The following is an 11,542-nucleotide window of genomic DNA, read 5'->3' as shown; positions in this document are numbered from 1 at the left end:
GTCTGCATCCGGTCCGGAAGGATCAGATCAGTTCTTGGTCTTGTCGACCAGGCGGTTGGCCGCGATCCAGGGCATCATCGCGCGCAGCTTCTCACCGACCTCTTCGATCTGGTGCTCGGCATTGCGGCGGCGCATGGCCCGGAAGCTCGACTGGCGGGCGGCGTTCTCAAGCACCCAGTCGCGGGTGAAGCGGCCGCCCTGGATGTCGTCGAGGATCTTCTTCATCTCGGCCTTCACGGCCGGGGTGATGACCCGCGGACCCGACACGTAGTCGCCGTATTCGGCGGTGTTCGAGATCGAGTAGCGCATGTTGGCGATGCCGCCCTCATACATGAGGTCGACGATCAGCTTCATCTCGTGCAGGCATTCGAAATAGGCCATCTCGGGGGCATAGCCCGCCTCGACCAGGGTCTCGAAACCGGCGGTGATCAGGTGGGTCACACCGCCGCAGAGCACGGCCTGCTCACCGAACAGGTCGGTCTCGCACTCTTCCTTGAAGCTGGTCTCGATGATGCCGGCGCGGCCGGCACCCAGGCCGCAGGCATAGGACAGCGCGGTCTCGAGCGCATTGCCCGACACGTCCTGCGCCACGGCAACCAGGCTCGGCACGCCGCCGCCCTTCAGGTATTCGCTGCGGACGGTATGGCCGGGGCCCTTGGGCGCCACCATGAACACGTCGATATCGGCGCGCGGCTGGATCAGGCCGAAATGGATCGACAGGCCATGGGCGACGACGAGGGCGGCGCCCTCCTTCAGGTTGTCGCGCAGATCCTGCTCGTAGAGGTCGGCATGCAGCTCGTCCGGGGTGAGCACCATCACGACATCGGCCAGCTTCGCGGCCTCGTCGGGGGTGTGGACGGTGAAGCCGGCGCCCTCGGCCTTGGCACGGGTCGCGGAGCCCGCACGCAGGCCCACGATCACGTTGACGCCGCTGTCGCGGAGGTTCGCCGCATGGGCATGGCCCTGGCTGCCATAGCCGATGATCGCAACCGTCTTGGTCTTGATCAGGTTCAGGTCGGCATCGCGATCGTAGTAGACGCGCATGGTTCGGTTGCTTCCTCTGATGATGTCAATGGGCGGCCTGTTCTGCATCCCGCCGCCCTTGACCTTGTCGTCGCACGCCTCGCGATCAATTTCGACCACGCACGACGCCATATGGACCTAAGGTGTCGAATGGTGGACCCCGGGATTTTCCGAAGGTCCGAAAGCCGGTCGGATCAGAAGCGGCCGCGCTCGGAGGCGAGCGGGGCCGCCCCGCGCGACAGGGCCGCGATGCCGGTGCGGGCGACATCCGCCAGCCCCAGCGGCCGCATCAGGTTGATGAAGGCCTCGATCTTCTCGGTCGAGCCGGTCATCTCGAAGATGAAGCTTTCATGGGTGCTGTCGACCACGCGGGCGCGGAAGATGTCGGCGATGCGCAGCGACTCGACCCGGCGATCCCCCGTGCAGGCGACCTTGACCAGCGCCAGCTCGCGGCCGACGAAAGGCCCGCTCTGGGTCAGGTCGGTCACCGCATGTACCGGCACCAGCCGGGTGAGCTGCGCCTTGATCTGCTCGATGATCATCGGCGTGCCCGAGGTGACGATGGTGATGCGCGAGCGGGTGCGCGTCTCGTTCACCTCGGCGACGGTCAGGCTGTCGATGTTGTAGCCGCGGCCCGAGAACAGGCCGATGACGCGGGCGAGCACGCCGCTTTCGTTGTCGACCAGCACCGAGATGGTGTGCTGGGTGATGGGTTCGTTCTTGATGACCATGGGAAGCTGTCTCGCGCCTGGAGCGGGTCTTGACCTGGACGGAAGGTCCAGAGAGGGAGGCCGGCATAGGGGCCGGCAGGCCGGGCTGCAGCCTGCCGGGATCTGGCGTCGCCGCTGCGGTATCGCCCGCGGCTCAGACCAGTACCATGCCTTCCTCGCTCTTGCAGGCGTCCAGCTCCTGGCCGGGGCCCAGGATGATCTCGTGATGCGCGGCACCGGCCGGGATCATCGGATAGACGTTCTCGCCCTTGTCGACGCGGACATCGACCACCACCGGCCCGTCATGGGCCAGCATCTCGCGGATCACGTCGTCGAGATCGTCGGGCGAATGGGCGCGCAGCCCCTTGGCACCGAAGGCCTCGGCCAGCTTCACGAAATCGGGCAGCGCCGCCGAATAGCTTTCGGAATAGCGGCCGCCGTGGAACAGCTCCTGCCACTGGCGGACCATGCCCATCCATTCGTTGTTCAGGATGAACACCTTCACCGGCAGCCGATGCTGGATCAGGCTCGACAGCTCCTGGATGTTCATCATCGTCGAGGCTTCGCCGGCGATGTCGATCACCAGCGCATCGGGATGCGCCACCTGCACGCCCATCGCCGCCGGCAGGCCATAGCCCATGGTGCCGAGCCCGCCCGAGGTCATCCAGTGGTTCGGCTGGTCGAAGCCGAAATGCTGGGCCGCCCACATCTGGTGCTGGCCGACCTCGGTGGTGATGTAGGGGTTGCGGTCGCGGGTCATCTCCCACAGCCGGCGGATCGCATATTGCGGCTTGATGATCTGGGCGCTGTTCTGGAAGCCCAGCGAATTCTGCGCCCGCCAGCCGGCGATCTTCTCCCACCAGTCGCCGATGCGCGCGGGATCATGCTCGGCCTTGCGGCGCTCCCACACCTCGAGCAGGGCCCGGATGGTGTTGCCGGCATCGCCCACGATCGGCAGGTCGACCGCCACGTTCTTGTTGATCGAAGACGGGTCGATATCGGCATGGATCTTGATGCTGTCGGGCGAGAAGCCGTCGAGCCGGCCGGTCACCCGGTCGTCGAACCGGGCGCCCAGATTGATCATCAGATCACTGCCATGCATCGCCAGATTGGCTTCCAGCGTGCCGTGCATGCCCAGCATGCCCAGCGACTGCCGGTCGCTGGCCGGATAGGCGCCGAGGCCCATCAGGGTCATGGTGATCGGGAAGCCGGTGGCACGCACCAGGCGGACCAGGTTGTCGCAGGCCTCGGTGCCGGCATTGATCACGCCGCCGCCGACATAGAACACCGGGCGGTCGGCCTTCAGCATCAGATCGACCGCGCGTTCGATCGCCGCCTGTTCGGGCGTGACCTGGGGCCGGTAGGTCGGCGCCGGCAGGGCATCGGGGGCGGTATAGGCGGCCAGCGTGTTCAGCACGTCCTTGGGCAGGTCGATCACGACCGGGCCAGGGCGGCCCGAGCGCGCGACATGGAAGGCCTCGTGGACCTTCGCCGCCAGCACGTTGACGTCGCGGATCAGATAATTGTGCTTGGTGCAGGGCCGGGTGATGCCGACGGTATCCGCCTCCTGGAAGGCATCGTTGCCGATCATGTGGGTCGGCACCTGGCCGGTCAGGCAGACGATCGGGATGCTGTCCATCAGCGCATCCGTCAGGCCGGTGACCGCATTGGTCGCCCCCGGGCCCGAGGTCACGAGTACCACGCCGACCTTGCCGGTCGAGCGCGCATACCCCTCCGCCGCATGGACCGCCGCCTGTTCGTGGCGGACCAGGTAATGACGCACGCTGTTCTGCTTGTAGAGCGCGTCATAGATCGGAAGTACCGCGCCACCGGGATAGCCGAAAATGACCTCCACACCCTGGTCGGCCAGGGCTTTGATCAGGATTTCCGCACCGGTGAACTGCATCGTTCGGTCGCTCCGCGTAACATCTGGTTCGGGGGGCATGCGCAGCGCAGGGCCCGCCCTCGCCCGGATCACCGGCGGGACATCCGCCGGCCTTCGCCGAAAAAGAACCGCCGGCGGACATCTCCGTCGGCGGGTTCCGCCCCTCACCTCGATGCGGGGCCCGGTCCCGCCCTGCCCATGGCATACGGGCAGGCGGATCTCGACCGGTCTCTGATCCGAGCCTGTGGAACCTAGCGGCTCAATGACCCAGGGTCAACAGGAAGCGATCAATTTCCAAAAAGATTCTTGATGCCAAACATTCCGAATATTGCTCATGCGCGCCCAGGTTGATGTGCGCCTGATTTCGTATCCAGGTCATCTGACGCTTGGCGTATTGGCGGGTGGCGATGCGGCCCCGCTCCAGCATCTCGTCCCGTGAAATCTCCCCCGCCAGCCAGGCGCCGATCTCGGGCACGCCCACCGCCTTCATCAGCGGCACGGCCTGCGGATCCAGCCCGCGCGCCAGGAAGGCTGCGACTTCGTCGGCCGCCCCCATCTCCAGCATCTTCGCGAAGCGGCCGGCGATCGCCCGGTCGCGGGTTCCGGCATCCGGCATCAGCGCGATGGTGAAGACCGGGCCCGCATGGCCGCCCGCAGGCGGATGGGCCCGCTGCCAGTCCGCCAGGCTGCGGCCGGTGGCACGCACCACCTCCAGCGCCCGGGCCAGGCGCTGCGGGTCTGCCAGCCGCTGCGCCGCCTTGGGGTCGAGCGGTGCCAGCGCCGCCTTCAGTGCCGGCACGCCCCCCGCCAGACCCAGCGCGCGGACCTCGTCGCGCAGATCCTGCGGGATCGCGGGCAGATCCGACAGCCCCTCCACCAGCGCACGGATGTAAAGGCCGGTCCCGCCGGTGATCAGCGGCAGCCGCCCGGCCCGATGCGCGGCCGCGACCTCGGCACGGGCCGCCGCCGCCCAGTCGGCCGCCGACCACACCGCCTCGGCCGGCCGCACGCCATAAAGCCGGTGGGGGGCGGCGGCCTCGTCGGCCGCGGAGGGCCGCGCGGTCACGATCCGCAGATCGGCATAGACCTGCATCGCATCGGCATTGATCACCACGCCGTCGCGTGCCCGGGCGAGGTCGAGCGCCAGCTGGGACTTGCCGGATGCGGTGGGCCCCATCACCACGATCAGGGGGCCGGCGCCGGCCGGTGCCGGATTGCTCCGCTGCATGCTTGCTCCCGCGCGGTCCGGCGCCTTTAATGCGCCCGGTGTTTGGATGAAGGGACGATCCCATGGGAACCGTGTTGACGCTGATCGGCGATCCCGTCAAGGCCGGCAGCGGCGAAACCGTGCTCGACCAGGGCACGATCGATCTGGTGCGCCGGGCGGTCGAAGCCGCGGGCCATGCCACGGGCACGGTCACGGCGCTGCATGACGGCGTGGCCGTCGACATTGCCGCCGAGGGAGAGGCCGCCGCCGTGCGCGATGCCGCAGAGGCCGCCCTTGCCGGCGCCGGGCTGCCGGTGGATGCCGCCGCACAGCCGGACGGGCCCACGCGCCGCCGCCGGCTGCTGGTCTCCGACATGGACAGCACCATGATCACCTGCGAATGCATCGACGAGCTGGCCGATTTCGCCGGGGTGAAGGCCGAGGTCTCGGCGGTGACCGAGCGGGCGATGCGCGGCGAGCTGGATTTCGCCGAGGCGCTGACCGCCCGGGTCTCGACCCTGACCGGGCTGGCCGACGGCGTGCTGGCCCGCGCCTTTGGCGAGCGGGTGCGGCTGATGCCAGGTGCCCGCACCCTGGTCGCCACCATGCGCAGCCAGGGCGCCCGCGCGGTGCTGGTCTCGGGCGGGTTCACCTATTTCACCGCCCGGGTCGCAGCGCTTTGCGGCTTCGACGACCATCGCGCCAATGTCCTTGAAATCGAGGACGGGCGGCTGACCGGCCGGGTGATCCCGCCGATCCTGGGCGCTGATGCCAAGGTCGAGGCGCTGGATCACTATGCCGGGCTCTGGGCCGGCGGGCTCGGCGGCGCGCTGGCGGGCGGCGACGGTGCCAACGACCTGCCGATGATCGTGCAGGCGGGCCTCGGCGTCGCCTATCACGCCAAGCCGCGGGTGGCGGCGGCCGCACCGGTGCGGATCAATCACGGCGACCTGACCGCCCTGCTCTACCTGCAGGGCTATGCCCGCGACGAATTCCTGGTCGCGGACTGAACACCGCCGGCGTTCAAAAGCAAAGCCCCGCCCGGATCGCTCCGGGCGGGGCTTTGGCCGTTTCAGGCCGCAGGGACCGCCGTCGTCAATCCTTCAGGCGGATCGCGACGAAGCGGCTGTCGTCGCCGGTACGGACCAGCAGCAGCACCGACTTGCGGCCGGCATCGCGGGCTTCCTTGATCGCCGCCTCGATGTCGGCGACCTTCTCCACCTTGCGCTGACCGATATCGACGATCACATCGCCGACACGGATCGGCTTGTCGTCGGCCGGGCCGTTGGCGTCGATCTCGGTGATCACCACGCCCTCGACATCGGCCCCCAGGCCGAAGCGGTCGCGCACCGCACCATCCGCCTGGGCGACGGTCAGGCCAAGCGCCGCCACCTTGGTGCCGGTGCCCTGGGGCGCCTGCTCCTGGCCGGGCTCTTCGGTCGCCTGGGCGATGTCGCTCTCGTCCAGCTCACCCACGGTGACCTTCACCTCGATCTTGCGGCCATTGCGCCACACCTCGACCGGCACCGAGCGGTTGATCTCGGTCTCGGCCACGATGCGGGGCAGCTCGCGCATCTCGGTCACGTCCTTGCCGTCGAAGCGCAGCACCACGTCGCCGACCTCGATCCCGGCCTTGGCGGCGGGGCTGTCGGGCATCACGCGGGCGACCAGCGCGCCATGGGCCTTGTCCAGCGACAGGCTTTCGGCGATGTCGGCCGTCACCGGCTGGATCTGCACGCCCAGCCAGCCGCGGCGGGTGCGGCCGTATTCGACCAGCTGCTCGATCACCGGACGGGCCAGTTCCGACGGCACGGCGAAGCCGATGCCGACCGAGCCGCCGGTGGGCGAGAAGATCGCGGTGTTGATGCCGATGACCTCACCGGCCATGTTGAACATCGGCCCGCCGGAATTGCCGCGGTTGATGGCGGCATCGGTCTGCAGGAAGTCGTCGAAGGGGCCGACATTGATGTCGCGGGCCCGGGCCGAGATGATGCCGGCGGTGACCGAACCACCCAGGCCGAACGGGTTGCCGACCGCGATCACCCAGTCGCCCACCCGCGACTTCGCGCTGTCGCCCCAGGCGACGGCCGGCAGCGGCTTCGGCGACTTCACCCGGAGCACGGCCAGATCGGTCTTGGGGTCGGTACCGACCACTTCGGCCGGCAGCTCGGTATTGTCGGTCAGGATCACCGAAATCTCGTCGGCATCCTTGATGACGTGATTGTTGGTCACGACCAGGCCGCCCGCGTCGATCACGAAGCCGGAGCCCAGCGCCGTCACCTTGCGCGTGCCGCCACCCGGGCCGCCGCGGTCGCCGAAGAAGTCGCGGAACAGGTCTTCGAAGGGCGATCCCGGGGGAAACTGGGGGATCGGGATCTGCGGGCCCTGCACCTCGACATTCTGGGTGGTCGAGATGTTGACCACCGCCGGGGTCAGCTTCTCTACCAGATCGGCGAAGCTTTCGGGCGCCGGGCGCGCATCCGCCGGACCGGCACCGAGCGCCACGCAAGTGGCGATGGTGAGCGCCGCCAGACCCGAGAAGATCCGGTGCGGAAGGGAAGCTGGCACGTGATTGTCTCCCTGATACGTTGCCGGCAGGCTACGAAGATCCGATGTAGGCGGGGGGCCGGGGTGGATCAAGCGCGGATGCACGCAGGCGCTATCCGCGCAGCCACCATACAAGGCCGACGCCGATGGCCGCGATCACCGCACCGCCCACCCGGAGGCGATCCTCCGGTTCGGCCAGCACCGCCACGATCATCCGCTTCATTCCGCGCGGAAACAATGCGTAGACGGCACCCTCGAACACCAGCACGAGGCCGATGGCGGTCAGCAGGTCGTTCATGCCGGGCTCCTCGAGACGGTGGTCTGCGGGGCGGAGTGGACCACGGATGCGGCAGCGTCGTCGGCGGAACCGGTCGGCGGAGGCATGGTGGACAGTCCCTATCACCTGTAGCAAGCTTGCGCCCGCCCGGCAACGGGCGCGGTCCATGCCCATCCGTGACGGAGCATTTCATGCGATATCGGCGCCTCGGCCGGAGCGGCCTTCTGGTTTCGGAAATCTCGCTCGGCACCATGACCTTCGGCTCGCAGCTCGACGAGCGGACATCGGTGCGGATCATGGCCGAGGCCTTCGAGGCCGGCGTGACCCTGTTCGACACCGCCGAGATGTATGCCGTGCCCCAGACGCCCGAGACCCAGGGCGCCAGCGAGCGCATCCTCGGCGCCTTCCTGAAGACGGTGCCGCGCGACCGGGTGATCGTGGCGACCAAGGTGTCGGGCCCGGGCGACGGGCCGGGCCGCGGCATCGTCGGCCATATCCGCGGCGGGCTCTGTGCGCTCGACCGCTTCCATATCGAACGCGCGGTGGAGGAGAGCCTGAAACGGCTCGGCACCGACGTGATCGATCTCTACCAGACCCATTGGCCCGACCGCGTGACGCCGATGGACGAGCAGCTCGAAGCGCTCGACCGGCTGGTGCGGGCCGGCAAGGTCCGCTATTTGGGCGTCAGCAACGAGACGCCCTGGGGCCTCACCCGTCTGGCGGCCCGGGCCGAAGCGCTCGGCACCGCCCGGATCGTGTCGCTGCAGAATGTCTACCATCTGCTGAAGCGGGTCTATGACGACGGCATGTCGGAAGTCTGCGTGAACGAGGGCATCGGCATGCTCGCCTTTTCGCCCATCGCCATGGGCGTGCTGACCGGCAAATACGGTGCCGTCGGCGGCGCCGGCCCCGAGGCCCGGCTGAATGCCTTCCCGCCACGTTTCCAGGCCCGCTACGGCCATGCCCGCGCCATCACCGCCGCCGATCGCTATGTCGCCCTCGCCCGCGAGCACGGCCTGCACCCGGCGACCATGGCCGTCGCCTGGACCATCGCCCGGCCCGGCATCGCCTCCGCCCTGCCCGGCGTTTCCCGCCCCGACCAGCTGGCCCCGATCCTCGCCGCCGCCGATCTCGACCTCAGCCCCGACCTGCTCCAGGCGATCGAGGCGGTGCATCGCGAGATGCCCAACCCGGTGGTGTGACGGTCCGGCCGGTGATGTGACTGTCTGTCGGATCAGGCTGCCAAACGGCACTCGCTGACAAAGGGCAGGCTATACCCCGCCAGTTCGGAAAACCGCGCAGCAACCTGCCGTGCGGCCGTCGGATCGACATGCATCTCGTCGATGAAAGCCTGCTGCAACCCGGGGCTGACTTCGGAGAAGAAGGCGAAAACCAGTGGATCACAGCGCTCGGCACTGCCGGGATCGGCGATCCGGCCGGCCAGATCATGCGCGGACAGCGACCCTCCGTAGGGAGCGGTCACGGTCGTCAACACCTTGATGGCAACACGGCTCATCCTGACCTCATCCGCCTTCTGCCCTCGTCCGCCTTCTGTCTTGAGAGATAAAGGTGGCGCGCAGATCGGACGCATGCAAGCCCCGCACCGGACCGGCTGCCCCCTCCTAGACCTCATGCTCAACGACCAACGGCCGCCCCGGTTGCCCGGGACGGCCGTTGGTTCGTCTTTAGTTCGTCTTCGCGTGCGGTACGCGCCGGGTCAGTTACCGGCAGCGGGCGTCTGGCCCGGCAGGCGGAGCTGGCCGTCGGCACCGAAATAGCGGAAGAAGTCGCCTTCGGGCGTCAGCACCATGGTGGTGTCGGAATTGCCGAGCGCCGTGCGATAGGCCTGAAGGCTGCGGTAGAAGTCGAAGAACTGCGCATCCTTGCCGAAGCTTTCGGCGAAGATCCGGCTGGCCTGGGCATCGCCTTCACCGCGGGCGATCTGCGATTCGCGGCGGGCTTCCGCCAGCAGCACCGTGCGCTCGCGGTCGGCGCGCGAACGGATGCGCTGGGCAAGCTCGGCGCCCTGGGCGCGGAGTTCCGTCGCCTCGCGCTCGCGTTCCGTCCGCATGCGGTTGAAGATCGCCTGGCTGTTGGCCTCGGGCAGATCCACGCGGCGCATGCGCACGTCCAGAACCTCGATGCCGAAGCTCTTGGCCTCGTTGTTCACGATGGTGGCCGTCTGGCTCATCAACTGGGCGCGCTGACTGGTCAGCACGGTGCCGAGCGGCACCGAGCCCAGCACGTTACGCAGGCTGGCGTTCACGATGCTGTCCAGCCGCGCCCGGACCACGGCTTCCGATCCGACCGCCTGATAGAAGCGCAGCGGATCGGTGATGCGGAAACGGGCGAAGCTGTCCACCACCAGACGCTTCTGGTCGGAGGCGATCACCTCCTGGACGTCGGCGTCGAAATCCAGCACGCGGTTGTCGTAATAGACCACGTTCTGGACGAAGGGCAGCTTGAAGTGCAGCCCCGGTTCCTGAACCACCTTGCGCGGTTCACCGAACTGCAGCACCAGCGCCTGTTCGGTCTGATGGACGACATAGGTCGACGAGATGCCGACCAGGGCGGCGGCGGCGACGACGATCGCACCGACGGTGAGAAGACCCTTCCTCATGGTTCAGCCTCCTCCCGGTCAGCGCGGCGTGGTGGTGGCGTTGCCCTGCGCCGCCGAGGCGGCACCGGACGACGACGACATGTCGGCACCGTCACCGGTGCGCGGGGCGGGCTCGCGGATCAGGCGGTCGAGCGGCAGATAGGGCACGACCGACTGGCCGCCGCCCTGCCCCCCGGCAACGCCCGGCTCGATCACGACCTTGCTCATCCCGGCCATCACCTCTTCCATCGTCTCCAGATAGAGACGCCGGGCGGTGATGTCCTTGGCTTCGTTGTAGGCGGTCAGGATCGAGGTGAAGCGCTCGGCGGAACCCTGGGCATCGGCCACGACCTGTTCGCGATAGGCCTGGGCTTCCTGGATCAGGCGCTCGGCCTCGCCGCGGGCGCGGGGCAGGATGCTGTTGCGATAGGCCTCGGCCTCGTTCTGCAGGCGCTCCTGGTCGGCGCGGGCCGCCTGAACGTCGCGGAAGGCATCGATGACCTGCTGCGGCGGGTCGACCTTCTGCAGCTGGACCTGGGTGACCTCCACGCCCGACTTGTAGGTGTCGAGCGTCGCCTGGATCAGCTCGCGGGTCTGCTGCTCGATCCGCGCGCGGCCCTCGGTCAGCACGAACTGCAGCGGCGTCTGGCCGACCACTTCGCGCATCGCGCTTTCGGCCACCGACTTGATGGTGGTGTCGGGGCGCTGGATCTCGAACAGATAGGCGCCGGCGTCCTTGATCCGCCAGAACACCGTCACGTCGATATCGATGATGTTCTCGTCGCCGGTGAGCATCAGGCTCTCGGCATTGACCTCGCGCACGCCCGCGGCGCGGCCGAAATCGGTGCCGGAGCGATAGCCGATCTCCACCCGGTTCACGCGGGTGACGGCGGGCTTGTAGACCTCGCCGATCGGCGCCGGCCAGTTGTAGTGCAGGCCCGGCGTGGTGGTGTTCACCCACCGGCCGAAAACCAGCTCCACGCCCTGCTCGTCGGGCTGCACGCGATAGAAACCGGTGCCGAGCCAGATCGCGACACCCACGGCCGCAACCAGCGCGATCAGCCGGCCGCCGCCGCTGCCACCGCCGCCGCCGGGCAGCACCCGGCGCATCTTCTCCTGGCTTCTGCGCAGCAGCTCATCCAGGTCCGGCGGCTGCGGTCCGTTGGGGCCCCGCCCCCAGGGGCCCTGAGGCCCGCCACCCTGTCCACCGCCCGGCGTGTTCCACGGCATGCTTGACTGATCTCCGCTTCTTGTCGTGGTCGAACCCGTCGCGCGACGGACGGGCCTGCGACCA

The 11,542-nt window shown here is 68.4% G+C and carries 11 protein-coding genes; 2 read left to right on the top strand and 9 right to left on the bottom strand.

Features of this window, described 5'->3' with window-relative positions; all coding sequences use genetic code 11:
• Positions 1-27: 27 nt before the first annotated feature.
• From ilvC to miaA, 4 genes are all read right to left on the bottom strand, one after another.
• Positions 28-1,044, bottom strand: a complete 1,017-nt coding sequence (gene ilvC / locus CMO28_RS21455) for a ketol-acid reductoisomerase (RefSeq protein ID WP_296716793.1) — start codon at positions 1,042-1,044, stop codon at positions 28-30.
• A gap of 173 nt (positions 1,045-1,217) precedes the next feature.
• Complete coding sequence (gene ilvN / locus CMO28_RS21450; protein WP_296716791.1) at positions 1,218-1,754, bottom strand: acetolactate synthase small subunit; 537 nt, start codon at positions 1,752-1,754, stop codon at positions 1,218-1,220.
• A gap of 133 nt (positions 1,755-1,887) precedes the next feature.
• Complete coding sequence (locus tag CMO28_RS21445; RefSeq protein ID WP_296716788.1) at positions 1,888-3,639, bottom strand: acetolactate synthase 3 large subunit; 1,752 nt, start codon at positions 3,637-3,639, stop codon at positions 1,888-1,890.
• Between the two features lie 238 nt (positions 3,640-3,877).
• Positions 3,878-4,846, bottom strand: a complete 969-nt coding sequence (gene miaA / locus CMO28_RS21440) for a tRNA (adenosine(37)-N6)-dimethylallyltransferase MiaA (protein ID WP_296716786.1) — start codon at positions 4,844-4,846, stop codon at positions 3,878-3,880.
• Between the two features lie 62 nt (positions 4,847-4,908).
• On the opposite strand from miaA, the gene serB reads away from it, so the two are divergent.
• Positions 4,909-5,835 carry a phosphoserine phosphatase SerB gene (gene serB, locus CMO28_RS21435; RefSeq protein WP_296716783.1) on the top strand — a complete coding sequence of 309 codons (927 nt, stop codon included), beginning with the start codon at positions 4,909-4,911 and terminating at the stop codon, positions 5,833-5,835.
• A gap of 85 nt (positions 5,836-5,920) precedes the next feature.
• On the opposite strand, the gene CMO28_RS21430 is transcribed toward serB, so the two are convergent.
• Together CMO28_RS21430 and CMO28_RS21425 are read right to left on the bottom strand one after the other, a co-directional pair.
• Positions 5,921-7,393: a DegQ family serine endoprotease gene (locus CMO28_RS21430; protein ID WP_296716781.1), complete on the bottom strand. Its 1,473-nt coding sequence runs from the start codon at positions 7,391-7,393 to the stop codon at positions 5,921-5,923.
• A 91-nt stretch (positions 7,394-7,484) separates the two neighbouring features.
• The gene (locus CMO28_RS21425) at positions 7,485-7,670 is read right to left on the bottom strand and encodes a DUF2065 domain-containing protein (RefSeq protein ID WP_014748604.1); all 186 of its coding nucleotides are present in this window, start codon (positions 7,668-7,670) and stop codon (positions 7,485-7,487) included.
• A 170-nt stretch (positions 7,671-7,840) separates the two neighbouring features.
• Here CMO28_RS21425 and CMO28_RS21420 point away from each other — a divergent pair, with 170 nt between their 5' ends.
• Positions 7,841-8,851, top strand: coding sequence for an aldo/keto reductase (locus CMO28_RS21420; protein WP_296716777.1), 1,011 nt, complete (start codon positions 7,841-7,843; stop codon positions 8,849-8,851).
• Between the two features lie 32 nt (positions 8,852-8,883).
• Here CMO28_RS21420 and CMO28_RS21415 read toward each other — a convergent pair whose 3' ends face one another.
• From CMO28_RS21415 to hflK, 3 genes are all read right to left on the bottom strand, one after another.
• Positions 8,884-9,165 carry a hypothetical protein gene (locus tag CMO28_RS21415; protein WP_296716774.1) on the bottom strand — a complete coding sequence of 94 codons (282 nt, stop codon included), beginning with the start codon at positions 9,163-9,165 and terminating at the stop codon, positions 8,884-8,886.
• 201 nt (positions 9,166-9,366) lie between these two features.
• Entirely contained in the window at positions 9,367-10,269 is a 903-nt protein-coding gene (gene hflC / locus CMO28_RS21410; protein ID WP_062763193.1) for a protease modulator HflC, read from the bottom strand.
• A gap of 18 nt (positions 10,270-10,287) precedes the next feature.
• Positions 10,288-11,478 carry an FtsH protease activity modulator HflK gene (gene hflK / locus CMO28_RS21405; protein WP_062763195.1) on the bottom strand — a complete coding sequence of 397 codons (1,191 nt, stop codon included), beginning with the start codon at positions 11,476-11,478 and terminating at the stop codon, positions 10,288-10,290.
• Positions 11,479-11,542: the final 64 nt, after the last annotated feature.

The organism is Tistrella sp. (genome assembly GCF_002684955.1).
Lineage (GTDB): Bacteria > Pseudomonadota > Alphaproteobacteria > Tistrellales > Tistrellaceae > Tistrella > Tistrella mobilis.
The sequence above is the reverse complement of the archived record's forward strand: the minus strand, read 5'-3'. Positions and strand labels throughout refer to the sequence as shown.